Origin of the sequence: Caulobacter sp. BE264 (genome assembly GCF_031457805.1) — a bacterium.
GTDB lineage: Bacteria > Pseudomonadota > Alphaproteobacteria > Caulobacterales > Caulobacteraceae > Caulobacter.
Genome location: NZ_JAVDXI010000003.1, coordinates 130,958 through 157,262 on the forward strand (window position 1 = coordinate 130,958; position 26,305 = coordinate 157,262).

Sequence of the window (26,305 nt, forward strand, 5' to 3'; positions counted from 1 at the left end):
GATGCGGGCCGGCGAGTTCCCCGAGCGCATTCAGTTCCAGCAGCGCGGCGAGGACGAGAACGGCGACCGCCTGGGCGACTGGGAGGCCGAGGACCGCTTCAAGACCGCCGCGCGCTACACCTATCTGCGGGGCGGCGAGACCGTCATGCAGTCGCGCCTGACCGGCGTTCAACCCGTGGTCATCCGGGTGCGGACCTCGGCGACGATGCGCGAGGTGACCTCGGACTTCCGCATCCTCGATCTGCGGTCGGGGGAGGCCTTCAACATCCGGTCGGTGATGCCCGATCGGCGCCGGAAGATCATCGACTTCACCTGCGATACGGGCGTCGCCGATGGGTAAGACCCGCATCGAGGGACGGCTTGAGCTCAAGCGCAAGCTGAACCGCGTCGCAGCCGCGCCCCGTGAGCCGCTCGAAGCCGAGGTCGATTGGGAGGCGAAGGATCTGGTCAAGCGCATGAAGCGCATCGTCCAGCGCCGCACCGGCAATTTGGCGGCCTCGATCCGCGAAGAGCCTGGCCCGACCGACATGTCCCGCGACGTGAAGGCCGGCGGCCCCCTGACCACCAAGCCTGTCCGCAACTCCAAGAAGGGCAACGCCCCGCACTACGACTACGCCCTGGCCGATGAGTACGGACGCGAGGGCCAGGAAGCGGACCCGTTCTTCTGGACCACTGTCCGGTCGCGTCGGAAGACGTACCGGCGACGCCGGGCCACGGCGTTGAACAAGGCCGTGAAGGCGGCGGTGAAGTGATGAAGGATCCCGCCGGCCCTATCTGCAAGGCGATCGAGAACAGGCTTCGCGACGACGCTGCGGTCAAGGCCAGCATGGGCGGCAAGACCCGGTTCTACGACCGCGTGCCGCCCGAGCGCGTCTTCCCTTACATCGCCCTCGGCCCTGTCGAGGTCGACTTCGAGGACGAGACCGACTGCCTCAGCGGCGCGGAGACCGTCGTCCAGCTGGACGTCTATTCCCGCGAGGTGAAGTCCGACGAGATCCGCGCCGTCGCCGGCGCCGTGGTCGAGGCCCTCCGCGCCGAGCTGGCGCTGGTCGGGCACGACGTCATCGATCAGGCGGTCAGCGCCGCCCGATACCTGGGCGATCCGGACGGCCTCAGCCGTCACGCCGTCCTGACCATCCGGTTCGATACCGAACCTTCTTAACCATTGCCGCCCTGGCGCGGCCTTTCCCGGAGACAACCATGGCCTCGGTCAAGGGCATCAAGCTCGTGCTGAAGGTGGGCAACGGCGCCTCACCCGAAGTGTTCACCGCCCGTTGCAGCCTCAACGCTCAGCGCGGCATCAAATTCACCGCCGACCTGCAGGACACCGCCGAGGTGGACTGCACGGATCCCGAAAAGGTCGCCTGGCTCGTCCGCGACAAGGTCTCGGTCTCGGGCGAGGTCAACGCCTCGGGCGTCCTCGATAAGGCCGACCTGGCGTTCTTCTTCGACTGGGTGAAGGACAAGGACGCCAAGAACTGCGAGGTCGTGGTCGACATCGCGGGCGGCTACCTCTGGGAGGGCGCCTGGCACTGCTCGGACTTCGAGGTGACCGGGGATCGCGGCAAGCGCTGCGAGATCTCGATCAACCTCAAGTCCGAGGGTGAGATCGAAGGCTCGGCCGTCGACTGATGCGCTACGACGGCAGCATCCAGCTGTCGTTCGGGGGCGGGAGGTTCACCTTCCGCCTCGCGCTCGGCGAGCTTGAGGAGCTGGAGGAGGTTTGCGGCGACCGCAAGCCCGACGGCTCGATCCGCCGCGTGGGTCCGGGCCTGGTGCTCGATCGCCTCCGCACCAACCAATGGACCACGGGCGACGTCCTTCACACGATCCGCCTCGGCCTGATCGGCGGCGGCATGAACCAGTATGAAGCCCAGCGCATGGCCGATCGCTACGTCGCCCAGCGCCCGGCCTGGTTCGAGAATGCCCTGGTGGCCCTCGCCGTCCTCGATGCCGCCTTGGCGGAGCCGGACGAAAGCCTGGGGGAGCCAGTGGCGGGGGAGACGGGGACAGGCTCCCAGACGGCCGGATCTCCTTCGCCAGCATCTATCGAAACGCCGGCGCCCTAGGCTACGACATCGACCAGGTGCGCCGGATGAGCCTCTGGCAGTTCCGGGCCATCGTCGAGGGCTACCGTCGCGCCAACAGCGCTGAGGACGAGAAGCCGCCCGCGCCGACCGACGCGGAGCATGATGAACTCATGGCGAAGTACGGTTGAACGGCTTTCGCAGGCCGCCGGGCCTGATAGTGAATTGCGTTGCGCCGCTGGTCAGAAGGGGCAACTCGAACACGATCTGCCTCGCTGATGTCAGGTCGCGAAGCGCTTGGCCCACGTAGATTTGTGAACCAGATCGATCGTCCCACGGAATGCTGGGAAAGGCCGTAACGTCGGCCGCGTCGGCCTTCCAGTGGATCGTACAGTTGCTAGTGCTTTCGCAGCGGAGCTGATCGCCAACCACTCGGACGAAAACCGAGACGTCTTCAGATCCAGGAATGTCCTGAAGGCAAACGGCAGCTCGCGTCTCAGCGGCTGCCTGGGTTTGATCGACGTTAGGCGCTGCGCTCACGCATGCCTGGTGAGTGATCGTCTGCCTCATCGCGTCCCGCTGCTCGGTGTAGATCCAGCCGTCTGAAGCTGACGCCACCTCCGACTTGGTCGGGGGACCGGAGTTGGCACGTTGGTCGCAGCCGCACACCGCAAGCGCGCTGGCGGCCAAGATCACGCCCGTCCTGATCATCGCAGTCACTCCAGTTTCGTTGGTCAGGAGATGTTATGGCTGACATTGACGTCCAGCGCCTTTTAGTCCGTCTCGAAGCCCGGATCGACAAGTACGAACAGGCCCTGTCGAAGGCGAACGCCCAGACGGACCGCCGGGCTCGGGCGATCGAGGCGCGCTTCGATCAGTCCGTCCGCAAGCTAGACGACGCCGGCCGTAAGATGGGGCGGGTCTATGACCCGCTCCTCGCCGCGTCGAAGCGCATGGAAGGGCAACTGTCCGCCAGTAGCGGCAAGATCCGCGGTGCCCTTCTGGCCACCGCTGCGCCGCTGGGCGCAGGCTTGGTCGCCGGCCTTTCCGCCAACAAGATCAAGGACTACGCGGACGGTTATACCCGCTACACCAACCAGCTGAAGGTCGCGGGCCTTGAGGGCCAGAACCTGACGACTGTTCAGGATCGCCTGTACGCGTCGGCGCAGAAATACGGCGCGCCTTTAGAGCAGCTCGGCACCCTCTACGGCAGAACCGCGTCGGCGCAAAAAGAGCTCGGCGCGTCCACCGAAGACCTGCTCAGGTTCACGAACGGAACGGCGGCGGCGCTGAAGGTTCAAGGCGGCAGCGCCGAAGAAGCGCGCGGCGCTCTTCTGCAACTCACCCAGGGCCTCGGCAGCACGGTATTCCGCGCCGAGGAGTTCAACAGTGTCCTCGAAGGGGCGCGGCCGATCATCCAGGCCGTGGCGCGCGGGAGCGACCGCTGGGGCGGATCGATCGCGAAGCTTCGCGCCGACATCATCGCGGGGAGCGTCTCGAACAAGGAATTCTTCCAAGCGGGTCTGGTCGGTTTCCGCGAGACCGAGCGGGTTGCGGACAAATCCGTCCTGACGATCGCCGCCTCCTTCCAGATCCTGAATAACGCCCTGGGCAAGTACATTGGCGAAACGGATTCGTCGCTCAGCGCCACGGCTCGGTTGTCAGCTGGCATCCAAGGCGTCGCGAATAATCTCGAACTCATCGTACCGGCGCTTGGTGTGATCGGAGCCGCTTACGGGGTGCGCGTGGCGGGTGGTCTGATCAAGGCCAACGCCGCCCAAATCGAACTGGCACTCGCGGTCGCGAGCGGCAACGCGGTGATGATCGACGGGGCGCGTGCGGCTGTTCTGAAATCCGACGCTGCAGTAAAGGCGAACCAGGCAGAGATCGCGGCGATCCAGGCGAACATCGCTGCATTGCGCGAAGAGGCTGCGCAGTATCAAGCCAACCTCGCCTTAGCGACGGAACAGCGCCTGGCGGCCAAAGCAGCGCAAGCGCAAGCGGCGACCAACGCAGCAGCGGGTTTCGGGAACATTCGCGTCGGCGCCGGCGCGCTTTCCGCTCCCGTCAATGCAGCGGCTGCTGCGACCCAGTTTGGCGAGGCCGGGCAAAACGCAATTGCCGATCGTCGACGGCTTGCCGCCGTTACCAAGGAACTTGAAGTCGCGGAAGCCGCCCTCACTGTGGCCTCGGGACGCGCGGCAGCAGCGCAAGCAGCACACACGGCGGCGGTCAGTGCGGCTAGCATCGCTGCTCGTGCGGGCGCCGTCGCGACGCAGCTGTTCACCGGCGCGCTGACCCTCATCGGCGGCAGCGTCGTTGGCGGCGCTGTCGTCTTGGCCCTGGGCGCGATCGTCGGCGCCGTCATCCTGCACAATCGCCACGTCAAGCAGGCAGCGGAAGATCAGGCAAAGCTGCGGGCTGACTCGAAAGCTCTGGCCGAAAAGCTGAAAGAAACTGCCGCCTATGGGCGAGCCGCCGCCGAGGGGGTGAAGGGCCTAGGAAGCCAAGCGGCTACGGCAACGCCGAAGGTCACCGCCTTCGCCGGGGCCGTCGGTCAACTCGCCGACGAACTGTTCCGCGCGGCGGAGGCTCGCAAGGCGGAAGCGATCGCGGCGCTCGAAACTCAGAAGAGCAACGCCAAGGTCAACTTGGACAAGGCTATCGCCCGGCAGGCCGAGGAAACCCGCCCGGTACGGAACTCTGCGCTTGAGGAAGGCGGACGCGGCGCTGCCGGCGCGGCGGCCTCCGTTGGTCTCAACGCTACTGCGGCGCTGGCTAACAGCAATGCCGCCCAGGAAGTCGCTCGGGCGGCAGCTGATTTCAAGGCAGCGGACGCGGAGATCAAACGCCTACGCGGCCTTAAACCTGAGGCCTTCGTTCGGCCGTCGGACTTGACGGGCAAGCGCGACCTTCCGGCCGAGCTTGCCGATCTCCAAACCCGTCTGAAGATCGCCCAGGCGGCGCACAACGGCGCCGCGACCCGCGAGCTTCAGGCGCAGATCTACACGCTGAAGAAGACGTCGACCTACATGAAGGCCGGCCTGAAGTTCGACGAGGCATATGCGCTGGCCTCGAAGGAAGCCGCCGAAATCAAGTCTGCCGCCGAAGGCTACGCGGCGCAGCAGGCGGGCAAGAAGGGCGCTCGCACCGCACTTCAGGAGGACCGCGCGGACCTGCAGCACGACCGCCGCTACGCCGCCGACCTGGCGCGCGCCCAGGACGATCAGCTGCAAGCCCAGGCGGACCTCACGTCCTCGACGCAGGACCGTCTGAAGGTCGAGCTGGCCAGGATCGAGACCGCTCGCCAGGCGCGGGCCGACGAGCTGGCCGACCAGGCCAAGTCTGCGGCCAATCCGAGCGGCTATTCGCCCGCCGAGATCGAGCGGCTGACCAAGCTGGCGAACGATACTGCCGACAAGCAGAAGGCCCGCGCCCAGGCCGTCGCCGACCAGGAAGTCGCCGACCAGGCCGTCGCCCTGGCCGAGAACGACCTTCAGAACCGCACCGAACTGCTCCAGGCCCAGCAAGGCCTGGCGACCACGGTCGCCGAGCGTCGGGACCTGGAGCTGAAGATCCTCGACCTGCAGCAGCAGGAAGAGCGCGCCCGCACCGAGGCGATCATCGCCTCGAAGACGGCGACGGACGCGGAGAAGGCCATCGCCCGCCAGCGCCTCGCGGCCCTGCCGGCGATCGAGGCCCTGCAGCGCAAGGCGGTCGAACGCGCCAACGAAAGCCAGCTGGCCTCGTATCGCCGCTCGCTGATCGTGCCGGGCACGGAACAGGCCGACCAGGGCGTTGTCGAGGGCTTGCAGACCCTGCGGTCCTCGCTGGTGAGCGCGGCGCTGGAGTCGGGCAACTTCGCCAGCGTCCTGGCCAATGTCGGACGGACGATCGGCGAGCAGATCGTCGGGCGCCTCGTCGACCAGCTGCTGATCGCGCCGACGGCCGAAGCGGCGGAAAAGGCCCTGGACGCCCTCTTCGGCACGGCGAGCACGGCGGCCGACGCGGCCGGGACGACAGCGGCCAGCGCCAAGGCGGCGGCCGACGGCGCGGCGGCGGTGAGCGCGGGCGCACTGGCCACGGCGGCGGCATCGGCCACGGCGGCCCTGCTCACCCTGACGGCGGCGGCGACGTCTTCGGCCGGCGCCGAGGGCGCGGGCTTCGTCGCCGGTTTCCTTGGACTCCGCGGTGGCGGCGCCATCCCCGGCTATGCCGGCGGGGGCGGCCTGGTGCGCGGTCCCGGCGGCCCGAGGGATGACGCGATCCTGGCCCAGCTGGCCAGCGGCCGGTTCCTGAAGCTCTCCGACGAGGAGTTCGTGGTCAACGCCCAGGCCACGCGAGAGCATCGCGGCCTGCTCGAAGCGATCAACAGCGGCACGCTGCGCGGCTACGCGGGTGGCGGGTCGATCGCGACGGGCGGAGCGCTGTCGACGGTGCGGAAGGTCAACAGCCTGTCGTTCTCGTCGGGCCTGGCCAATGGCGGCCGGCAGTCGGTCTTCCAGTTCGATTTGCGCGGCGCGATCCTGACGGAGGATCTGATGCACGACATCAACGGCAAGATCTCCGCCGCCGAAAGCCGGGCCGCTATCCGTGGCGCCCAGGGCGGCGCGGCGATGGCCCAGGCCCAGATCCAGAAGGCGGCGGCAAGCCGCCTGGGCCGCTGACATGGCCTTTCTGCTGCCCGCCCTGCCGCGCGCCGCCGAGATCGAACCCGAGATCCCGGACGCCAGCGCCCGCGTATCGCCCACGACCGGCGCCGGCGCGTCCCAGACGATCCTGCGTCCCGGCCGATGCGCCGTCTCCGTGACGATCGGCGATCTCAGCGAAGCGGGAGCCGCCGCCTGGCTGGCCGCCCAGCTGCGCCACAAGACCGAGGGCGGCGCGGTTCGCCTGATCTGGCCTCGCCTGGGCGTCACCGGCCTGCCGGTGTCCGCCGTGGTCGACGGCGCGGGTCAGGCTGGCTCGCTGCTCGCGATCCGTGGCCTGACGCCAGGCTCGACCCTGCCGACCTTCACCCCGTTCAGCTTCATCAAGAACGGCGTGGTGTACATGCACCGGACAACGTCCGAGGTCGTGGCGGACGGCGCTGGCCGGGTCATCGTGACGATCGGCCCGATGTTGCGCGCATCCCCGGCCGACGGCGCGACCCTGGCCTTCACCGAGCCGATGATCGAGGGCGACCTCGACCCCGGCCCGATCAAGTGGTCGGTGAAGCGGCTGCGCTTCCACACCGTGACGTTCAAGATCTCGGAACGATAGCCGTCATGAGCTTCTCGCCCGAAAGGGACGCCGCGCTCAAGCAGCCGGCGATCATGCTGCCGTTCTGCCTGCAATGGGACCTGCCCGGGGGGCCGCTGCGCCTCAGCGAGGCCGGGTTCTTCTCGTTCGAAGTCGACGGCCAGGAAGTCACCTTCCAAGAGCGCGACGAGACCTTCGGCGTGCTGGGCGCGATCGGCCCGATCGCCGACGGCCTGATGACCGAGGCGCCGTCGACCTCGTTCGTGATCTTCCCGCCGACCAACGCCGCCATGGCCGCCCTGGCCGCGCCTGGCGTCCAAGGTTCGCGCGTGCGGATCTGGGAGGTCGTGCTGGATCCGATCACCGGCCAGGTCGTGGGCGAGGCCGACGAGCAGTTCGTCGGCGAAAGCGATGTGCTGACCAACACGGTCGACGAGAACATTCGCAGCCTGACGATCACCGCCAACTCGCGGATGGCGCGGTTCCTCCGCAAGAAGGAAGGCGCGCGGCTGAACAACGGCTTCCACCAGCGGTGCAAGCCCGGCGAGCTGGGCCTGCAATACATGCAGTCCGTCTCGCGCTCGATCCCCTGGGGCTCGGACACCCCGACCAGCGCGCTCAGCGCGGCCCAGGCGGCGGCCTACGCCCGCCTCTACGGCACGACCTACTTCGGGGCCTGACCATGACGCCGCTCGACGTCCGCGTCGCCGCCGCCCAGGCGACGCGCGAGGCCTTCTGTGACCAGACCTTCGAGTGGGGCGTGCGCGATTGCGTCCGCCTGGCGGCCCACGACCTGAAGGGCCTCGGCTATCGGCCGCGTCTGTCGCGGGGCGGTTACTACAAGACCGCCCTGTCGGCCCGGAAGGCGCTGAAGCGAACCGGGTTCGCCACTCTGGAGGCGGCCCTGGATGACCTGGGCCTGGCGCGCCTGCCGTGGGCCTATGCCTTGCCCGGCGACATCGTGGCCCTGCCGTCGGCCGAGGATTGGCCGGCTCTGGGCGTCGTCATGGATCAGACCCTCGTCCTGGCCTTCGCGCCGGACGGTGTCTGCCGCCTCGCCAAGCCCGCCGCCGCCGACATCCTGTGCCTGTGGAGCGCCGCCCCATGCCTCAAGCCGCGCTAGCCGCCGCAGTCTGGGTCGGCAGCCAGGTCGCCTTCGCCGCCGCCGCCGTCGGCGCCTCAACGGTCGTGGCCGCCGCCACTGGCTACGCGACGATCGGCGCGACGCTGGCGGCCGAGGTCTACGCGGTCAGCAAGGCCACCCAGGCCCTGACGCCGAAGATCAAGGGACCGGAGACGGTTCTCCAGTGGCAGGCGGATCCGCGCGCCGGCATCCCCTATGGCATCGGCCGCAGCGCCATCGCCGGCAGCATCGTCTTCAACCAGGCGGCCGGCGACACGAACAAGTTCCTCAACTTCGCGACCGTCTATTCGGGCGCGGGTCCGATCGACGGGTTCGAGGCCTTCCAGGCCAACGGCGTCACCGTGCCGTTCACCGCCGACGGCGGCGAAGGCGCGAGCGGCTACTACCTCAACCGCATGTGGCTCAAGACCCAGCTGGGTCAGGCCAACGAGCCCTATCTGCACTGGACGGCCACCGGCTCGAAGGACACGCCGGCCAATCACGGCGGCATGCCGTCGGAGTGGACCTCAGCGCACAAGCTGTCGGGCCTGGCCGCGTCGCTCTGGGCGCTGGAGTACGACCCGAAGAAATACGCCTCGGGTGTCCCGTCGCCGCGCATGATCGGCCGCTGGGTCAAGACCTACGACCCACGCCAGGACTCGACCTATCCCGGCGGCTCGGGCGCGCATCGTTGGAACGACGAGAGCACCTGGACCTGGTCGCGTTGCCCCTACCGTAACGCCATCACCTGGATCATCGGCCGCCGCTCTGGCGGCGTGCTGACCCACGGGCTGGGCGCCGACATCAGCGAGATCGACGTGCCCGCCTTCGTGCAGGGCGCGAACGTCTCGGACGCCAACAGCTGGTATGTCGACGGCGCGGTCGACAGCCTGGACGACGACTACGAAGTCCTGAAGGCCATGCTCCAGGCCGGCGCCGGCGTGCCGATCCTGGGCGGCTCCAAGATCTCGTGCATGGTCAACGCCCCGGCCGTCAGCCTGGCCACGATCACCGAGGCCGACATCGTCGGGACGATGACGGTTCCCGGCCAGGTCAGCGCGGCCGAGCGGATCAACACCGTCTGGCCCAGCTACACCGAAGAGGCCCTGGACTGGCAGGTCGTGACGCCGGACGCCCCGGTGCAGGTCGCCGAGTACGTGGCTGTCGACGGCGAGGAGCGCTCGATCGAGCTGGGCATGCCGCTGATCACCAGCGCGACCCAAGTCGGCCAGATCTGCCGCTACGCGATCGAGGACGCCCGCGAGCTGACGGGCATTGTCCTGACCCTGTTCCCGCGCTGGAAGTGGCTCCCGCCCGGCGCCTGCGTCACGGTGAACAGCCCGGAGGCGGGCCTAAACGGCCAGAAGGTGCGGATCCAGAAGCGGACCCGCGACCTCTCGACCAAGCTCCCGACGTACATCTGCCGCACCGAAACCGACGGCAAGCACGCCTACGCCCTTGGCCAGACGAACACGCCGCCGGCCGACCCGGCGCTGACGGGCGTGGACCCGACCGTCGTTCCGCTGCCGGGCGATGGCGCGTGGCAGATCGTGGACGGCGTGGTCGCCAATGACGACGGCTCGCTGCCGGCGATCGTGATCCGCGGTGCGGCCGATTACTACAACGCCGTGACGATCGTCGTGGACTTCCGCGAGATTCTCGGGCCGGTCGGCGGGCCGAACACCTTCGGCGAATGGCAATCCCAGTCGTTCCCGGCCACCGCCACCGAGCTGGTGGTGACCGGCGTAAAGCCGGGCTCGCGATATCAAGTCCGCGTCCGCTACATCACGGCGGCCGGGACCGAGAACCCGGACACCGGCACCGATCTGGGCAACGTAACCACGGGTCCGATCGTCAGCGCCGGGGTCAAGACCATCGCCGGCATGACTCCCTCGGCCTTGGTCGACGAGCTGCGCGCGAACACCGACGCCGGGCGCCAGCTGGCCCAGGCCAATCTAGAACTGGCGATGGGCGCGATCGACGAGCGCGGTCAGCTGATCAGCGAGACGTTCCACAAGGGCGTGCGGGTCAAGCGCATCCTGATCGACGAAGATCAGGAATGGGAGGAAGGCGACAAGACCTTCTGGTCGCGCATGGGCCTGATGGCGCTGCTGTCGCCGTCCGGCAACAGCATGATCATGCGGCACGACACGCTGATGTGGTCGACGACGGAAAGCCTGGCCGACCACGTCGAGGCGATCCGCACCCAGATCGGCACCGACATCGCGGCCTTCAACACCCAAATCCGAACCTGGGTGAACTCGTCCAGCGCCGGCGTCCTTTGGATCAACGCACTCGAGGCGAACTTCGGGAACAACTTCCGAGGATCGATCACCCAGACGGCCAGCGTCGTTTCGGGGATGGGCGCGAGTTACACGATCTCGACCGACGTCAACGGCCATGCCGCCGGTTTGCGCCTGGTCAACACGGGGGCGACCTCGGCGTTCGTGGTCTCGGCCGCTGAGATCGGATTTTCGAACGGGAGTACGACCCTCTATCCGCTGGCCATCGTCGGAGGGATCGTCAAGGCGACCAACTTCGAGGCCGACCGCGTCCGCGCCAACAGCATCTACGCGGTCAACATCGTCGCCGAGAATATCCAGACGACCCACATCGCGGGGCGGAACGTCACGGACTCCGTGGTCTCTTCGTCAGGCGTTTCGATCGACCTAGCGGTCGGCGTTTGGACGACGCTTCGGTCGATCAGCTACTACAGCCTCGGCGGCCGTCTGGAGATCTACACGCAGGCCACCCTCGGCAGCTATTCGACGGACAGCTACGCGGATCTGCGTGTCTTGGTCGACGGCGTCGTTCAGGACGACTGGCCGAAATACGTGAAGGGCGGGGCTTACGACCGCATCCCTTCTCTGACCGACGCCACGCCCGGCGCCGGATGGCACACGATCGAGTTCCAGGCGACGCTTCTGTCGGGGTCCGGCACCTGCCGCGCCGCGAACTATTCCGCCCGCATCACTGAACACAAGACGGAGCGCTGACCATGTCTCGCGTTGTGGCGATCTACTACCTCGGCGACCAGCCGGTCGCCGCCTTCGCGGGGCCTGCCGAGATCTTCGAGGCGAACAAGGAGCCGGAAAGCCTGCCGTACCGGCTGATGAACGGCACGCCGTGGGGCGAAATCGAGGGCTACCGCGCCGCCCCGACCCTGGCCGAGTTCGACGCCTGGCGAGCCGCCAATCCCGAGGCCGAACCGGCCGAGGGCGAACCTCAAGAATAGGGGAATTCGGCATGGCCGAAGCGACGACGGGCGACCCGCGCGAGGCGGCGTCGCGCGAGTACATGCACCTGCTCGAAGACTATTTTCAGACGCGCGAGACCGAAGACGCGCTGCGCGAAAAGCGCGTTCAGCTGGCCGTTCGACTGAAGGTGCTGGGGGCGGGGATCGACGCGGCCAAGAACGCGCGAACCGGATTCGCCAAACCTGAGGGGGGTGAAGCCTGATGTCGATCACGACGGACACTGTCGCTCTGCGCCTGGCGCAGCGCCTCGTCGCGCACGGCGTGGCGATCGACGACGTCGAAGCATTCGCCGCCGACTTCGCGCCGGATCTGGTGGATTGGGTCGGCGGCGAAGAGGCTGTCCCGGTCGCGCTGGCTTCCAAGGTAGCGACCACGGCCGGCGCGTGGAACGCCGACGTGATGCAACGTATCGACTGGTGGACGGGCACGGTCGACGGCGGGCCGAACGGCGATGGCATGTACCCCATGACCAACGCCGCCGGGGTGAAAACTATGTTCCCGTCCTTGGCGAAGATTTTCGCCACGGTCGGAACCGTGGGCGATCCGGCGGCTGTCATCTCCGAGGTGCAAGCGCTTGTAGACGACGCCGAGGGGGCTAAGAGCGTTGCGGAAGCGGCCCGAGATCAAGTGGTTGATCGGATCGATCCGGGGATCTCCCTTCGCGATACCGACTCCGCGAACTGGGCGCTTGTTGTTCTGGATAAGAATGACAAGTCGGCTGGCGGCTGGAAGTTGGACGGCACCTTCGCTCCGGTGAAGATCCTCCTGCCTGATGCCTCTCAGATCGCTGGGCGTAGCCTGACGTCTGGACTGATGGCGGAAGGGGTCAGCGACCAAGTCCGTAGCCTCGACGACTATTCTCCGTATGCCTTCGTTGTGCATGACGCCGCCGGCAACATGAAGTTGGCGGTGCCTAAAAACGGGCCTGTCATGGCGCGTGTGACCAAGGCCTTGCGGGTCGAAGCGCTTGACCCTGGCCAGGTCGGCTTCAACGCGCTCGCTGACGAGATCATTCTAGAGCCGATCGAGAACGACAGCGGTCAATACGCTCTCCTCGTCCTCGACCAGGCCAACAACATCAAGTTCGCGGTCCCAAAGTCGGGGCCTGTGATCGCCCGGGTAACGAAAGCTATTCGGGTCGAAACCATCGACGATGGGCAGGTTGGATTTAGCGCCCTGGCGTCCGAAATCCCGCTGTCAGCGGTGGATGCATCGGCTTCCGACCAGTATGCGCTGTTGGTTCTCGATCAGTCGAACAAGATCAAATTCGCTGTCCCGAAGTCTGGCCCGGTTATCGGCCGCGTTCAGCGCGCCGTGGTGGCCGAAAGCGTGACTGCCGGAAGCATCGGGCTGGCGGCGCTCGCTCCGGACGTCACTTCTCAGCTCGCCTCCAACCGCTACGTCGCGCAGCTCACCGGTAGTTCTCCGACTCGAAAGCTATTCGTCAGTGACCGAAAGACCGGTCGCCGCGTCCAGATTACCGCAACGGATCCGGCCGACCCGAAGATCCTGGACGGGTCTTATGTTGCTTTCGTGGATGGTGGAGAGGAGCGCTATCAATCAGTGATGGGCGGCGCGACCTGGCCGGTCTACCCGACCCGTCAGCTAACGCTCTTTGGGGACAGTCTGACAAACGCCGGTCTCGGCGTCAGCAATGTCGGCTCGGTGCTCGGGATCACTGCCGTCAACCGGGGCATCAGCGGCCAAGGGATCGCGGATATCGCGATCCGCCAGGGCGGCCTTCGTCCCGCAATCACTGTCTCGGGCAACACGATCCCGGCCTCGGGCGTGGTGGCAGTCACGGCGATCTCTCCTGCCACGGGGTACCGTGTCGGCTCCGGCTATTCCTTCGTCGGCACCCTGGCAGGCGTCGCTGGGACCCTCGCTCGCGACAACGCAAATGCCTGGACGTTCACCCGCACGGCCGACGGCGCCGACGTGGCGTGCCCGCCCGGCTCGCTCTTCGTGCACGACGCGCAATCTCTGCCGGCACAGAACGATGTGCAATCGATCTGGGTTGGCCGAAACAACGTGGGGGACGCAACGTTCCTTGCGGACCTGCAGAGCGGCGTAGCCCTGATGGTCGGCTTCCTGAAGCCCCTGGTGAAGCGCTACGCCATCATCTCCGTGACCAATGGTCAGAGCGAAGGCATCGGGACCTCGGCCTACCAAAAGATCGCCGACGCTAACGCCTACCTCGCCGCGACCTACGGCGACTTCTTCTACGACCTGAGGTCTGATTTCATCCAGCACGGCCTGACCGTGGTGGGCCTGACCGCGAGCTCGGACGACCTCGCCGCCATCGCGGCAGACAAGCCTCCGCCGTCGCTAATGGGCGACAGCATCCATCCCAACAATACCGGCTACGCCGCACAGAAACTTCTGTTCGCGGCCTGGCTTACTTCGAGAGGGTACTTCCTATGACGGGCCTTGCGATCCGCTTCAATTCCACCTTCACCGATACCGACCTGCCGAAGTTCAAGTACGACGAACTGCTAAGCGATGCCGCCGGCTCGCTCATGCTGCTGGACGTTCGCAATTGGTCCGCCGGCGTACCGGCCAATGCCGCGCTGCTGCCGAACCTGGCGCGCGAACAAGCCGCCCTCTCCGGCATCACCGGCGACACCTCGGCGGTCTTTAAGAAGGTCGGCAGCTTGGAAACGAGCGGCCAAGGCCTGCTCGAGCGAACCACGAAGGGAGGACTGCACGTCATTGTTCGTCAGTCGTCGCCGATCGCGATCGACAATGGCTATACGATCGATGTCCCGACGAACGTCCTGGCGTACATGCTCGCGAACCCGACGCACAATTTCTACTACTCGCAGTGGTCGAAGGTGACGCGCGTGGCCATCGCCAGCAACGGTGGTGCCCCCTCGACCATGAGCATCGAAAACGCGGCAAACGCGGGCTATGTGCGGTTCTCCCATATCTCCGGTCAGCAGATGCCTGTCGGCGGAAACGTCATTGGCAACCGCGAGAGCAATAGCTGGAATGTGACGGGAGACTCTTTCCGCAACCGCGCGGGCAAGAGCAGCGACACAACGCCAGTGGCCGCGAACTATTCAATCTCTAAATCGTTGGCCACGCTCGGCGCCGGCACTCGCCAAAATAACTATGGTCCGATCCTGGGATCGCTTTCGTCATGGGTCTTCTACAGGGCGTATATCGAGGACCTCACACTCTCCGGGCGCTCCTACGCGACGGTCGATGCGTTGGACTACGCCATGTACCAGGAGGCCTTCGGCGCTGCTGGCCGGTTCTATGGCGACACGTACACCGCGCCCAGCACGATCCCCTAGGAGCGGCTAGCTGCTCCCTACGCCAGATGTGGATCCTTGCCGTTCACAGTGATCATCAGGTCCGCCGAATGATCGCCGACAAGAGGCATTCCGTTCTCGGGTGTTCTGTTTTCGTGGGCCTTACGGTGGAAGTCTATGCCTAGGGCGGCGAGGGTGTCACATACAGCAGCGCCACGACCATCCGTGCGAACAGAGACCTCCAGGGGGTATTGGGCCCCGATGCTCAAAACACGGCACGGGGCCGCACGGACGATGGCGCCGCCTGACCGCATCGCTTCGATGATGTCGTTGGTGTAGCCGACGACCTCTTGGTCTGGCTGATAGAGCACGTGGACACGCAACCCGAACTGCTCTGCGACTTTCAGCGACAGCTCTCGTTTCGTATCTGAGGACAGGCGCCGCGGACCTAGTCGGCCCTCCAGCTTCTCGCGAGCGGCCCGTTCGCGCTCCAGCTGAAGAGTCGCCTCGGCAGCCTTCAGCTTGGCCTCTTCGGCGGCCTTATTGGCCTGACTGATTTCCTGCTGCGCCTTGGCCTTATAGGCCGCCAGTTCGCGGTCCTTCTGCTTGTCGCTCAAGTTGGTGAGGTAGAAAATGAGGCCGGACAATACGACCCCGAGCAATGTCACCGACAGTAGCGACACGTTCGATATCACGAGCAGCTTGTCGACGTTCATGCGCGAGGACCGCTGGTTTTTCTGGAGGACGGTGTTGCTCACGGCGAACCTGACCGCTGTGATTGTTACCCTGATTTTCGTAGGCGTGACGGTTTGGACAGAGGACCAAATGAAGGCCCACCATCCTTGCTCCGCTCCAGCCCTCACTTTTTCCGACGGCGCTTCTCGGCATTGGTGACGCCGGCTTTCAAGCCCTTGAGCTCATCATCGGTCAGGCTATCCAGCCAAGCGTCCAGCGCTGAGGAGCTGTGCGAGGGGTCGACGATCATCTTCGGCGGGTTGGGCGAGGAGATCTTCGCCTTCATATCCTGCAGGTAGTTGGCGCAGTTCGAAGCGACGTCGTTCTCTCGCCTCGGGTCGGCGAGCACGGCGGCAGCAAGTGCTTCCAGAGCCTTGTCGGTGAAATCGACATTCGCCCAGGCGCCGATGTCCTCGCAGTGCTTCCTTTGGAGCGTAAGCGCCTCCCAGGCCTCACAATCAACCTTCAGCATCTACCGTTCGCTCCGTGCTCGTTAGCAGCGAAAGCTAAAGCGTAAGCGTAGGCGAGAGTCGAGCCCCGGCCTTCCGTCAATCAGGTGGAAGCGGCTGAGGCGAGGTTGTGGGTGCCCAACTTTGTCTTCATCAGCATTGGCCTGACCCGCGCCCAAGCTGACGATGCACGATCGGCGAAGGCGAGATACGTTTTGCCCGTTGCCTCCCCGGCGCTGTCGAATCTGCGCCCAGTAACACACTCGAAGGCGTGGGCTCCGGTGTTCAGAAGAGGGAGGGTCAGCTCCTTTGCGATCTTTTCTTCCGAGTGGCCGGTCGTTTCATGGATGACGTTGGTTGAAACGGCTACGGTGAGCCTCATGCGATCGACTGGGTGAGGGTGTGTGGCACGAGTAGAGAGCCAGTCGGCGTCGTACAGCCTGTTCCTGCCGAGCGCCCCGAAGAAGGCAAAGGTAGCCAGGATTGCAAAACGGAGGTGGTCGTCAGCGTCCTTGCAAAGGTAATCGGCAACGCTGCGGGGCTGCACGGCGAAAAATCCAATCATCTCCTTTGCCGCGAAACAATCGGCATCGAACTCTAGCGCTCGCGCAATCTCCAAGTCCTCAAGACTGGATCCCCCCTGATCAGCGAATTCGAACACAGATCTTGTAGAGTTATAGCCGCAGTGTCCGTTGATGATGTGTCCGAGTTCGTGAAACGCTACGGCCATCAGCGTTCCGACAGAAAAGCCTTTAAAGCTTAATTCTGCAGGAAGATCTTCAACGCCCCGGGGAATTCCATCTTCACGAGGGATGGTGAGGATATTGTGGGCTTCAATTATTGGCTTGGCCTGAGGTTTGGGGAAAAGGGCGCAAACCGGCGCTGAGTGCTCAAACGCGAGGCCAAACAGGGCGGCTTTCACAAAGAGCGCCTGGGTCACCGCGATACAGTAAGAATTCTCCCTGACCCTAAACGCGACCGCGTTCTCGATGTCGCTATCCAGGATGCAGAAGCGAATATCCTGAGTTACGTTTCGACGTGCTGCCGAGTACGCAATAGCGGCATCGAGCAGATTTGCCATGATGCCAAATATTCCGTCGAACCTTACATTTTCTGGGTCTTCAATGACCGTGTTCGGCCATTTCCAATCGTATTGGATCAGGCTCTCCACTCTTCCGAAATCGGCGTAGTCCAAATATCGCACTACGTACGCACCCCAAGTTGTCGCGTTGAGCATGGGTTTGGCGCCACGTTGCTAGGGCGCGAGCGAAGTCAAGTCACCTTACATCGGGGGTCCACATGGACAAGAACCGCCTGCTGGGCGGCGTGGTCACGGCTGTGATCGTGTTTCTGCTCACTCTGCCCGAGCTGGTGGGCGTGCTGCTCGCCGAGCCGCCGCCGACCACGCGAAAGGCCTGGCGCTCGGTCATCGAAGCTGTCGCGTCGATGGGCGTGGCCTTCGCCGTCGGGATCCTGTGCGCCAACTGGTCGGCCGGGGTCATGACGGCGGTGATCCAGCACTTCCTCCATATCGAGCTGAAGGTTGATCCGCTGGCCACGGGCGTGGCGCTAGCGGTGCTGGTCATGCGCCTTGGTCCGACCATCGTCGCCCAGCTGGAGAAGCGCGCCAGCCGCAAGATCGACGGGGTGCTGCCGTGAGCGCCCTCGCCATCCTCGACCTCTCCCTGCTCTGGGCAGCGGCCTACGCCTTCCACTGGCGCGGTCATCTGCTGGGCCGGCGCGCGGAGGGATGGCCCCAGGCGCCGCGCAGTGTTCGTCGCGCTCTCGACCTGGCGGCCGGTGGGTGCTTCCTCGCGGGCCTCGCCGTCCTGATCTTCCGGGCCGCGCCGAACATGGCGCACCTGGCCGTCGATACCTCGATCGCCGTCTACGCGATCGTCATGGCGATCAACGTCGCCCGTCAGCGCGCCACGCGCGGCTGACCCACGCGAACCCGGTTCGCGTCTCCCGAAAACCTGAACCCTGAGGAGGCAGGCCATGAAGCCGAGCCCGCGATGCATCGCGTTCATCAAGAGCTTCGAGAAGTGCAAGCTCGTCGCCTACATGCCGACCAAGAACGATCGGCCGACCCTGGGCTGGGGCTCGACCGGCCGCGACATCAAGATGGGCATGACGTGGACTCAGGAGCAGGCCGACGCCCGCTTCGACCGCGACTTGGCCATGTTCGCCGCCGGCGTCGAGCACATGATAGGCGGTGCGCCGACCAACCAGGCGCAGTTCGACGCCATGGTCTCGTTCGCCTACAACGTGGGCCTCGATGACGACGCGGACGACATCGCCGAAGGTTTCGGCGACAGCACGCTGCTGAAGAAACACAAGGCTGGCGACTTCAAGGGCGCGGCCGACCAGTTCAAATTCTGGAACAAGCAGAAGGGCGTCGTCCTCGCCGGCCTTACCCGGCGCCGTGGCGCCGAGGCCGCCATGTATCGGGGCGAGCTGTGAGCGCCCTGGTCGTCTGGGCCATCCGTGCGGGCGGTTGGCTGAAGGCCTTCGCAAAGACCCGCCTTGGCCGCGCGGTGCTCGCGGTTCTGATCATCGCCCTCTTGGTCGCGCTGGCCTGTCGCCTGAGCTACGGCGCCGGCGTGGACCACGAAAAGGCCGCCGAGGCCAAGCGGCGCGCGGCGGCCGTCAAGGTCGTGCAGCGCGTGGTGATCCAGGGGCGCGAGATCTCGGCCGACGTCTCCCGCCAGCTCGACGCACGCAAGGTCGAGATCCGCACCGTCACCCATACCCTGACGAAGGAGGTCCCCGTCTATGTCCCTGTCCAAAGCGATCTGGCTTGCACTGTGCCTGTCGGCTTTGTGCGCCTGCACGACGCCGCAGCCCATGGCTCCACCCTTCCCGCCGCCCCCGACGGACCTGTCGAAACCCCTTCCGGAGTTCCGCTCTCTGCCGTCGCCGAAACGATCGCCGCCAACTACGGCGTCGCCTTCGAATGGCGGGCTGAGGCCCTAGCCTGGCGCGAGTGGTACGCGCGCCAGGCCGAAGCTTGGAGTGAGCTGGGGCGCCGGAACTCGGGTGAGAAGCAACTCAGCCGAAGCCAACCGTGACACAGTTGGACCTGTATATTTGGGCGTTGTTCATGTCGGTCCAGGTAACTGGCTCCCACACGTCTGCGCCCTCGTTGGTCCGATAGAGGTTCACCTCAAGCCTGTCATAGACGGCCTTCGTGATCCGCGTGGCGAAGTTGTGCGATAGTGCGCAGAGCTTCGCCGCGTGGTTAGCGGCCTTCCCGACCCAGATGAGGTCGTTAGCTCCCCTTATGCCGTCTTTCACCACTAGTATTCGCGAGCTGTCGATCCCGACGGTGTGGGCAGGAACGTAGGTAACGCTCGGATATTGCGCTTTCAGCGCGGGCCGAATGATTTCTGTGACAGCCTTCTGGATCCGGAAGGCCGTTCTCACGGCGCGGCTCTCTCGTGCGTCACCCATATAGACCGCCATCACGCGGTCGCCGTCGAACGCGGTGATATTGCCTGCGTGGGCTCTTATTATTCTCGAGGCGGAGTTTAGGAACGTCCCGTAGATCTCCGCCGAAAATTCTTGCGGGTAGGTATCAACCAAGACTGTGGAGTCCGCCAGATCAGCGTAGAGGATGGTGGCATCGATATAAATGCCGTCATTCCCCAGTTGGACGGAGGTTTCATCGGGGACGGTTCGACCTTCCCTGGTGGACCACGGCTCAGCAAACTTCCGAGTTACGGCCTCGCGAATATCGTCTTCCAGGGCCATTCAGCCAGCCTTCAGGATCGGCGTTGCGCCCGTCGATGCTACAATCGAGATGTAGACCAGCCATAGTGGTAGCGACAATCCAGTTGCACGGAAGGCGTACTTCACTCGATCGTATTTCTTTTTCAGGATCTCGGCGTTCCGCCATACCTGACACAGCGCGTCCTGTTCTAAGTCATCCTCGGTGTAGCGCTTAACTTTCTCAATGAAATCATCTGCGCTAACTTCAGCGATATCCTTGAAGTAAATGATGCCCTTGTGCTTTGCACCGTCGAGATGGGGGAAGAACGTTCCGTAGAGCCAAGCCGTGCTGAGGGCGAGAAGCGCGAGGCAGGCCCAGGCTGGAATCGTTGCATGGGTGAATGCCTTCTTCACTGGGACGTTGGCTGCCAGCACCCCGGCCATGCCTACGTTGAGCGCGAAGAGAAACGCCGCCTTGCCCTCGGCCCGTGGAAAAAAGCCCTGAAGGCGGTCGAATTGGGCCAGCGCGTATTCACGTGGGCTTGGAATTGCCACCTCGTTTCTCCGACAGGTAACTTAACCTTAGGCTGGGCACACTCGCCCATAACTCGTCACACGTGAACTGAATTTCTCAGCCTCGACCGCCCGGTCCGTAGCCGCGATAGGCGTTGTACGCGCGGTTCGCCCTGCGGCTCTTCCAGATCTCGATGTCCCGCGAGCTGGGCGCCTTCAGCTGAGTCCAAGACCCGCCCTTGGCCGTCCTGGCCGAGAAGGTCACGAACCCCTCGCATGGAAAGCGACCGTCGCTGACGACGGTGCAGCGCGGATGTCGGCCCCATCCGATCGTATCGGGGCCAAGCACCTGAACCATGACCTTCAGCGAGACCCGTTGGGTGACGCCGCAGCGTCCGCAGTGTGATCGCAGCTGCCAGCCTAGAACGTGCATCTCGCCCAGCGTTAGCGCCGTAAGCGGCATAGCCGGCGGACAGACGCGATCGGGGCTTGGTCCACCCATCTCCAGTTTCCAGCCTTCTTGCCCGGACCTCGGGCGGGACCGACGCGCGCCAACGCGTCGATCGACGAGTGCTCCCTCGTCACGCACCGCCGTCGATCGCCGACGGCACGTCCGCCCTGCCCAGGGCGGCGGACTCATAAGCGCCAAGAGGAGCTTCCCGCAAATGAAATGTTCCGTAAATGTTCACGTTCCGCCATGCGACCCGGTGACGCCTGCTGAACCGGCAGCGCCATGGATCGGCGGCAAGCGGCACCTAGCCAAACGCATCTGCCAGATCCTTGCCGCGACGCCTCACGATGCCTACTGCGAGCCGTTCATCGGCATGGGCGGCGTCTTCCTTCGTCGTGCCGTCCGGCCGGGCGTCGAGGTCATCAACGACGTGTCCGGCGACGTCGTGACCCTGTTCCGCGTCTTGCGGGCTCACCCTGAGGCGCTGCTCCGCGAGTTGCGCTGGCGGCCGGCTATGCGCGCGGAGTTCGATCGGCAGAAGGCCGTCGCCGCCCACGACCTAACCGACGTCGAGCGGGCCGCCAGGTTCCTCTACCTTCAGGTCTTGGCGTTCGGCGGGAAGGTGCGCGGGCGGAACTTCGGTGTGGATCCGTCCGCGCCGCACAACTTCGACATTCGCCGCCTTGAGCCGAGGCTGCGGCGGATCCACGACCGCCTTGCCGGCGTGACGATCGAGAACCTGGACTGGTCGGAGTTCATCCCGCGCTATGACCGCGCCGGCACGCTCTTTTATTTGGACCCGCCGTATTGGGGCAGCGAGGACGACTATGGCCGGGAGCTGTTCGCTAGGTCGGACTTCGAGCGCATGGCCGAGCTGCTGGCCTCGATCGAGGGCCGGTTCCTGCTCTCGATCAACGACGTGCCGGCGATGCGAACCGCGTTCGCCTGGGCGGACGTCGAGGCCGTGAACACCGTCTACTCGGTCGGCAACGCAGATCCCTCGGCGCCAGCGAAAGAGCTGCTGATCGGTCGGGGCGTGAACCTGGCCAGCGCGGCCCCGCCTCCGACCTTGTTCTGATGCGGCGACAGGCCGCAGCGGTTATCCCCCGCGCAACAATATGCCCCGGAAGCGTCTCCGCGCCCGTTTTAGCAGTCACAGCCGTTAGAAAGTTTTTAGGGTAAGATTGAGGGTACGAGAACGCGATCGGGTCGCAAGGCCAAGCGGCGTGGGCGTTCCTGAAAGGTCCTTGGTGGAGCCGAGGGGAATCGAACCCCTGACCTCCTCATTGCGAACGAGGCGCTCTACCATCTGAGCTACGGCCCCAAGGAGCGGCGGAGATACGGCCCCAAAGCGCGCTCGTCAAGCGGCTCCTTGCTTGCCAGCGCGCGCGTGGCGCGGCAAGAAGCGGAAAGTTCGGACGGGAAACCCATGACCGCCATCATTCAATTCGTCTTCTTCATCCTGGGCGGCCTGCTCAGCCTTCTCTGGTGGGCGATCGTGATCTCCGCGATCCTGAGCTGGCTGGTGGCGTTCGACGTCATCAATCGTCGGAACACCGCCGTGTACCAGGTGCTGGATTTCCTGGATCGCATCACCGGACCGGTTCTGCGCCCCTTCCAGCGTATGATCCCGTCGCTGGGCGGCGTCGACATCAGTCCGATCATCGTGTTGCTGATCATATCGGGCGTGCAGAACTACTTGCTGCCGGCGCTGCGCGGCACGTTGATCGGCCTTTTCGGCTGATCTGGTGGCCGTCACCCTCGTGGTGCGCCTCACCCCCCGAGGCGGCCGCGACGCCGCCGAGGGGTGGGCGCAAGATGGCGACGGCCGACCGTATCTGAAGGTGCGGGTGGCCAGCCCGCCCGTCGAGGGTGCGGCGAACGCTGCCCTGATCGCCTTTGTGGCTAAGACCCTGAGAGTTCCGCGGTCGGCCGTCCGCCTCGCGGCGGGCGAGACCTCGCGGCTGAAGCGTCTCGAGCTGGACGGCGTCGACCCCGCCGATCTTGCGCGCGTGTTCGGGACGCCGGCTTCCTAGAGGCCGCCGCGCCGCCTGAAGCGATCAACAGCACGTCGTTCATCTTGGAATATTATTCCACATATTCGCGCCGAGCGACGACTCGGCGCAAAAATGAACCCCAAGACGCGTTACTGACAAGCCATTGACGAAACGCCGGTCTTTCATTTCCTCTTAGCGCCTCACGGCTAGCGTGATCGAGTTCGGGATTGCTCGGCGATCTCCGGGGGGACAGAGCGCCCATGAGCGCCGCAACGAAGGACATCAACGTGGCCCGCGCCGTCGCCTCGCGACGCGCCAACACGTACCTGCGCCTTGTCTCGACCCTCGCGATCTCCGTGATCCTTCATGTCTTCATTGGCATGCGTTGGGTCTGGGTCTGGGCGGCGCTCTACACCGTAATCCAGCTCTTCGAGACCTGGCTGGCGATCCGGATCTTCGAACGCGCGGCAAGCTCAGGTGCTGTTTGGCGACGGGTGGCGACCACCGTCCCGCCCTTCCTGAACTCTGCCGTCTTCGGGTTCCTGGCGATTCCCTTGTTCGCCTCAGAAGCACGGTTCGCGCCGACCCTGGGCGGGATGCTTTTGGCCGGGGCGCTGATGAATGTCGTCGTCGTCAACGGGAGTCTGCGCTCGGCGACCATCGCTGCGGCCACGCCGCATATCCTCTATCTTCTGATCATCCCGATCGTGGCCAGGCAGGCCAATCCCGACGCGCCCCTGGCCAACGCCCTGTGGTTCGGCGCGCTGCTGCTGATCGCAGCGGTGGCTGTCGCGTCACGCACCCTCAGCGCCGCGCTCAAGGCCGAAGCGGACGCCAAGACCGAGGCCGAACGCCGCCGCCATGAGGCGGAAGAAGCCGTCGCGGCGAAATCGGCCTTCGTCGCCATGATCAGCCATGAGCTTCGGACCCCGATCAGCGCCATTCTCGCGGGGGCCGCCCGCCTGCACAGTGAGGTTCCCGAGGCCAGCTCCAAGGTCCACGCCCAGCTGATCGCCGACGCCGGCGGACTGATGCGGACGCTTCTCAACGACCTGCTGGACTTCTCGCGCCTGGAAGCAGGCCGAATGTCGGTGGAGAGGGCGCCGTTCAACCTTCGCCAGAGCCTGTCGGACACGTTGCGCCTGTGGCGACCGGAGCTGGCCCGTGAAGGCCTGAAGCTTCGTGTGACCGGCGCCTCGACCATCCCGCAGTGGGTGATCGGCGACGCCATGCGCCTGAAACAGGTGTTGAACAACCTGCTATCCAACGCTGCCAAGTTCACCTCGCACGGCGGGGTCTCGGTCGCCCTCGCGGCCGAGACCCTAGACGATCAGATATCTCTACGCATCGAGGTGGCGGACACCGGCCCAGGCATTCCAGAGGCCGCCCTGCCGCGGCTGTTTACGCCCTTCGACCAGCTCAACGCCTCCGTAGTTCGCCAACACGGCGGATCCGGCCTTGGCCTGGCCATCAGCCGCGAGCTGGCGCGGCTGATGGGCGGCGATCTGGTCGCCGTCAGTGTGCAGGGCCAGGGCGCGTGCTTCCGCCTGTCCGTCCTGCTGGAAGCCGCCGAAGCGCCCCAGGTTCCTGCTCACGGCCCCTCGATCAGCGGCCTGCGCGTGCTGGTCGTCGACGATCACGTCGTAAACCGACGCGCGGTCGAACTGATCCTGCAGCCCTTCGGCGTAGAGGCGACCCTGGCCGAATCGGGCGAGGAGGCCCTGGAACTTCTCCGCTCGGAGGTCTTCGACGCCGTCCTGATGGACGTCTACATGCCAGGGATGGACGGCCGCGAGGCCACGCGCGTGCTCCGCGCCGCCCAAGGCCCCAATCGCGACGCCCCGGTCATCGCGGTGACCGCGTCAGCTACGGTCAAGGATTGGGAGGCTTGCGCGGCGGCCGGCATGAACGCGCATGTCGCCAAACCCATCGATCCGGCGGAGCTGTTCTCGGCGCTCGCTCAGGTCATGGCCGCGCGCGACACTGACGGTCTTGTCGGCCCCGATGTGGCCTCGAGCAGCGCCTGAAGTCGGGCGCTTAACGCCGCTTCGTCTCTGAAGTCGCATTCCCAGACAATTTCGGCCCGCCATCCTGCATCAGACAGAGCCGCCAACACCCGCGCATCTCGCGCGACGTTTCGGGCGATCTTGGCCTGCCAATAGTCGCGATTAGCCTTCGGCGTGCGTGCGCCCCGGGCGCAGTCATGGCCATGCCAGAAGCAGCCGTGCACGAAGAAGACCAGCCTCCTTCCCGGCATGACCAGATCCGGCGAACCCGGCAGATCCTTGCGATGCAGGCGATAGCGGGCGCCCAGCCTCGTCAGCAATCGACGCAGACGAAGCTCAGGGCCAGTATCCCGACTCCGCACGCGCGCCATGACGGCCGAACGCTTGGCCTTGTCGTAGACGTCGGACAAGGCGCGCGACCGCTGGTCTAGAGCTCACGACCTGACCGAGTCAGGCCGTGAGCTCTAATCTTTTGTTTTGGCGCATTTTTCTTCACGCGAACCGGAACCACTTCGCTCGAAAAATACTCTAGAGCCCGTCGAACAGAGCCGTCGACAGGTAACGCTCGGCGAAGCTGGGGATGATCACGACGATCGTCTTGCCCTTGTAGGTGTCGCGCAGGGCCAGATCGAAGGCCGCCGTCAGGGCCGCGCCCGAGCTGATGCCCACGGGCAGCCCTTCGGTGGCCGCCGCGCGGCGGGCCATGGCGAAGGCGTCGTCATTGCTGACCTGGACGATGTCGTCGATGACGCCGCGATCCAGCACGCCCGGCACGAAGCCCGCGCCGATCCCCTGGATCTTGTGCGGGCCAGGCGCGCCGCCAGACAGCACCGGCGAGGCCTCGGGCTCGACCGCCACCATCTTCAGCGACGGCTTGCGCGCCTTCAGCGCCTGGCCAACGCCGGTGATCGTACCGCCGGTGCCGACGCCCGAGACCACCGCATCGACGGCGCCGGCGGTGTCATTCCAGATCTCCTCGGCGGTCGAGACGCGGTGGATCAGCGGATTAGCGCTGTTCTCGAACTGTTGCGGCATCACCGCGCCGGGCGTCGCCTCGATCAGCTCCTGGGCGCGCGAAACGGCGCCGCGCATGCCCTTCTCGGCGGGGGTCAGCTCCAGCTTGGCGCCTAACAGCAGCAGCATCTTGCGGCGCTCGATCGACATGCTCTCGGGCATGACCAGGGTGAGCTTGTAGCCCTTGGCGGCCGCCACGAAGGCCAGGGCGATGCCGGTGTTGCCCGAGGTCGGCTCGATGATCGTCGCGCCCGGCTTGAGGATCCCTTGCGCCTCCAGAGACTCGATCATCGAGACGCCGATCCGGTCCTTCACCGAGGCGATCGGGTTGAAGAACTCGAGCTTGGCCAACACCTCGGCCTTGGGATTGAGCTCGGCCGTCAGACGGGGCAGGCGCACCAGAGGCGTGTCGCCGATGGTGTCGATGATCGAGTCGTAGATCTTGCCGCGGCCGGCGCGCTTGAAGCGGGCGGCGTCGTAGAGGGAGGAAGCGTCGTCCATCGGAACACCCTGGGGCCTGTTGC

31 protein-coding genes and 1 tRNA gene are annotated in these 26,305 nt (G+C 65.4%); 23 read left to right on the top strand and 9 right to left on the bottom strand.

All coding sequences use genetic code 11. The annotated features are described in order from the left end of the window. Position 1 precedes the first annotated feature (1 nt). The 15 genes from J2X45_RS08835 (at position 2) to J2X45_RS08905 (ending at position 14,947) form a co-directional block, all read left to right on the top strand. Complete coding sequence (locus tag J2X45_RS08835) at positions 2-340, top strand: head-tail adaptor protein (protein WP_310213831.1); 339 nt, start codon at positions 2-4, stop codon at positions 338-340. Then, entirely contained in the window at positions 333-752 is a 420-nt protein-coding gene (locus tag J2X45_RS08840) for a hypothetical protein (RefSeq protein WP_310213832.1), read from the top strand. Before J2X45_RS08835 ends, J2X45_RS08840 begins: the two co-directional genes overlap by 8 nt. Next, on the top strand, positions 752-1,162 hold the full coding sequence (locus tag J2X45_RS08845; RefSeq protein ID WP_310213834.1) for a DUF3168 domain-containing protein: 411 nt from the start codon (positions 752-754) through the stop codon (positions 1,160-1,162). The genes J2X45_RS08840 and J2X45_RS08845 overlap by 1 nt, the downstream gene beginning before the upstream one ends. Positions 1,163-1,200: 38 nt before the next feature. After that, positions 1,201-1,632, top strand: coding sequence for a phage tail tube protein (locus tag J2X45_RS08850; RefSeq protein WP_310213835.1), 432 nt, complete (start codon positions 1,201-1,203; stop codon positions 1,630-1,632). Continuing rightward, positions 1,632-2,069 (top strand): GTA-gp10 family protein, encoded by a 438-nt coding sequence (locus J2X45_RS08855; protein WP_310213836.1) that lies wholly within the window; start codon positions 1,632-1,634, stop codon positions 2,067-2,069. Before J2X45_RS08850 ends, J2X45_RS08855 begins: the two co-directional genes overlap by 1 nt. Before the next feature lie 26 nt (positions 2,070-2,095). Continuing rightward, positions 2,096-2,218, top strand: a complete 123-nt coding sequence (locus J2X45_RS08860; RefSeq protein ID WP_310213838.1) for a hypothetical protein — start codon at positions 2,096-2,098, stop codon at positions 2,216-2,218. A gap of 555 nt (positions 2,219-2,773) precedes the next feature. Beyond that, on the top strand, positions 2,774-6,694 hold the full coding sequence (locus J2X45_RS08865) for a tape measure protein (protein ID WP_310213840.1): 3,921 nt from the start codon (positions 2,774-2,776) through the stop codon (positions 6,692-6,694). A 1-nt stretch (position 6,695) separates the two neighbouring features. Then, complete coding sequence (locus J2X45_RS08870; protein ID WP_310213842.1) at positions 6,696-7,289, top strand: hypothetical protein; 594 nt, start codon at positions 6,696-6,698, stop codon at positions 7,287-7,289. 5 nt (positions 7,290-7,294) lie between these two features. Further along, complete coding sequence (locus J2X45_RS08875; RefSeq protein ID WP_310213844.1) at positions 7,295-7,948, top strand: hypothetical protein; 654 nt, start codon at positions 7,295-7,297, stop codon at positions 7,946-7,948. 2 nt (positions 7,949-7,950) lie between these two features. Then, positions 7,951-8,391 (top strand): DUF6950 family protein, encoded by a 441-nt coding sequence (locus J2X45_RS08880; protein WP_310213846.1) that lies wholly within the window; start codon positions 7,951-7,953, stop codon positions 8,389-8,391. Next, positions 8,373-11,387 (top strand): hypothetical protein, encoded by a 3,015-nt coding sequence (locus J2X45_RS08885; protein ID WP_310213847.1) that lies wholly within the window; start codon positions 8,373-8,375, stop codon positions 11,385-11,387. The genes J2X45_RS08880 and J2X45_RS08885 overlap by 19 nt, the downstream gene beginning before the upstream one ends. Before the next feature lie 2 nt (positions 11,388-11,389). Then, positions 11,390-11,626, top strand: coding sequence for a hypothetical protein (locus tag J2X45_RS08890; RefSeq protein ID WP_310213849.1), 237 nt, complete (start codon positions 11,390-11,392; stop codon positions 11,624-11,626). An 11-nt stretch (positions 11,627-11,637) separates the two neighbouring features. Continuing rightward, positions 11,638-11,850, top strand: a complete 213-nt coding sequence (locus J2X45_RS08895) for a hypothetical protein (protein ID WP_310213850.1) — start codon at positions 11,638-11,640, stop codon at positions 11,848-11,850. Then, positions 11,850-14,072, top strand: coding sequence for a hypothetical protein (locus J2X45_RS08900; protein WP_310213852.1), 2,223 nt, complete (start codon positions 11,850-11,852; stop codon positions 14,070-14,072). The genes J2X45_RS08895 and J2X45_RS08900 overlap by 1 nt, the downstream gene beginning before the upstream one ends. Then, complete coding sequence (locus J2X45_RS08905; protein ID WP_310213853.1) at positions 14,069-14,947, top strand: hypothetical protein; 879 nt, start codon at positions 14,069-14,071, stop codon at positions 14,945-14,947. Before J2X45_RS08900 ends, J2X45_RS08905 begins: the two co-directional genes overlap by 4 nt. A 17-nt stretch (positions 14,948-14,964) precedes the next feature. On the opposite strand, the gene J2X45_RS08910 is transcribed toward J2X45_RS08905, so the two are convergent. From J2X45_RS08910 to J2X45_RS08920, 3 genes are all read right to left on the bottom strand, one after another. Continuing rightward, positions 14,965-15,663, bottom strand: a complete 699-nt coding sequence (locus J2X45_RS08910) for a hypothetical protein (RefSeq protein WP_310213856.1) — start codon at positions 15,661-15,663, stop codon at positions 14,965-14,967. A 101-nt stretch (positions 15,664-15,764) separates the two neighbouring features. Further along, positions 15,765-16,112 (bottom strand): hypothetical protein, encoded by a 348-nt coding sequence (locus J2X45_RS08915; RefSeq protein WP_310213858.1) that lies wholly within the window; start codon positions 16,110-16,112, stop codon positions 15,765-15,767. A gap of 80 nt (positions 16,113-16,192) precedes the next feature. Next, positions 16,193-17,284 (bottom strand): hypothetical protein, encoded by a 1,092-nt coding sequence (locus J2X45_RS08920; protein ID WP_310213860.1) that lies wholly within the window; start codon positions 17,282-17,284, stop codon positions 16,193-16,195. 104 nt (positions 17,285-17,388) lie between these two features. On the opposite strand from J2X45_RS08920, the gene J2X45_RS08925 reads away from it, so the two are divergent. Genes J2X45_RS08925 through J2X45_RS08940 form a run of 4 tightly spaced genes read left to right on the top strand, consistent with a single transcriptional unit; the run spans position 17,389 to position 19,160 of the window. After that, positions 17,389-17,748, top strand: a complete 360-nt coding sequence (locus J2X45_RS08925; RefSeq protein WP_310213862.1) for a hypothetical protein — start codon at positions 17,389-17,391, stop codon at positions 17,746-17,748. Further along, entirely contained in the window at positions 17,745-18,032 is a 288-nt protein-coding gene (locus J2X45_RS08930) for a hypothetical protein (protein WP_310213863.1), read from the top strand. Before J2X45_RS08925 ends, J2X45_RS08930 begins: the two co-directional genes overlap by 4 nt. Before the next feature lie 55 nt (positions 18,033-18,087). After that, complete coding sequence (locus tag J2X45_RS08935) at positions 18,088-18,552, top strand: lysozyme (RefSeq protein ID WP_310213865.1); 465 nt, start codon at positions 18,088-18,090, stop codon at positions 18,550-18,552. Then, positions 18,549-19,160 carry a hypothetical protein gene (locus J2X45_RS08940; RefSeq protein WP_310213867.1) on the top strand — a complete coding sequence of 204 codons (612 nt, stop codon included), beginning with the start codon at positions 18,549-18,551 and terminating at the stop codon, positions 19,158-19,160. The genes J2X45_RS08935 and J2X45_RS08940 overlap by 4 nt, the downstream gene beginning before the upstream one ends. On the opposite strand, the gene J2X45_RS08945 is transcribed toward J2X45_RS08940, so the two are convergent. The 3 genes from J2X45_RS08945 to J2X45_RS08955 all read right to left on the bottom strand — a co-directional run bounded on the left by J2X45_RS08945 (position 19,141) and on the right by J2X45_RS08955 (position 20,815). Continuing rightward, a complete protein-coding gene (locus tag J2X45_RS08945; protein ID WP_310213869.1) occupies positions 19,141-19,842 on the bottom strand; it encodes an adenylate/guanylate cyclase domain-containing protein in 702 nt (233 codons plus the stop codon). The genes J2X45_RS08940 and J2X45_RS08945 overlap by 20 nt on opposite strands. Continuing rightward, on the bottom strand, positions 19,843-20,355 hold the full coding sequence (locus J2X45_RS08950; RefSeq protein ID WP_310213871.1) for a Pycsar system effector family protein: 513 nt from the start codon (positions 20,353-20,355) through the stop codon (positions 19,843-19,845). A gap of 76 nt (positions 20,356-20,431) precedes the next feature. Further along, a complete protein-coding gene (locus tag J2X45_RS08955; RefSeq protein WP_310213873.1) occupies positions 20,432-20,815 on the bottom strand; it encodes a hypothetical protein in 384 nt (127 codons plus the stop codon). A 205-nt stretch (positions 20,816-21,020) separates the two neighbouring features. Here J2X45_RS08955 and J2X45_RS08960 point away from each other — a divergent pair, with 205 nt between their 5' ends. Beyond that, positions 21,021-21,842 carry a DNA adenine methylase gene (locus J2X45_RS08960; RefSeq protein WP_310213876.1) on the top strand — a complete coding sequence of 274 codons (822 nt, stop codon included), beginning with the start codon at positions 21,021-21,023 and terminating at the stop codon, positions 21,840-21,842. Between the two features lie 170 nt (positions 21,843-22,012). Here J2X45_RS08960 and J2X45_RS08965 read toward each other — a convergent pair. Then, a tRNA-Ala gene (locus J2X45_RS08965) sits at positions 22,013-22,088 on the bottom strand. Positions 22,089-22,193: 105 nt separating this feature from the next. Between J2X45_RS08965 and J2X45_RS08970 the strand changes: the two genes are divergently transcribed. The 3 genes from J2X45_RS08970 to J2X45_RS08980 all read left to right on the top strand — a co-directional run bounded on the left by J2X45_RS08970 (position 22,194) and on the right by J2X45_RS08980 (position 24,788). Next, positions 22,194-22,508, top strand: coding sequence for a YggT family protein (locus J2X45_RS08970; RefSeq protein ID WP_310213877.1), 315 nt, complete (start codon positions 22,194-22,196; stop codon positions 22,506-22,508). 1 nt (position 22,509) lies between these two features. Beyond that, positions 22,510-22,800, top strand: coding sequence for a DUF167 domain-containing protein (locus J2X45_RS08975; RefSeq protein WP_310214399.1), 291 nt, complete (start codon positions 22,510-22,512; stop codon positions 22,798-22,800). Between the two features lie 221 nt (positions 22,801-23,021). Continuing rightward, complete coding sequence (locus J2X45_RS08980) at positions 23,022-24,788, top strand: ATP-binding protein (RefSeq protein ID WP_310213880.1); 1,767 nt, start codon at positions 23,022-23,024, stop codon at positions 24,786-24,788. Here J2X45_RS08980 and J2X45_RS08985 read toward each other — a convergent pair. Together J2X45_RS08985 and cysK are read right to left on the bottom strand one after the other, a co-directional pair. Next, positions 24,722-25,177: a DNA mismatch endonuclease Vsr gene (locus J2X45_RS08985; RefSeq protein ID WP_310213882.1), complete on the bottom strand. Its 456-nt coding sequence runs from the start codon at positions 25,175-25,177 to the stop codon at positions 24,722-24,724. The genes J2X45_RS08980 and J2X45_RS08985 overlap by 67 nt on opposite strands. A gap of 118 nt (positions 25,178-25,295) precedes the next feature. Then, positions 25,296-26,282 (bottom strand): cysteine synthase A, encoded by a 987-nt coding sequence (gene cysK / locus J2X45_RS08990; RefSeq protein ID WP_310213884.1) that lies wholly within the window; start codon positions 26,280-26,282, stop codon positions 25,296-25,298. Between the last annotated feature and the right edge of the window lie 23 nt (positions 26,283-26,305).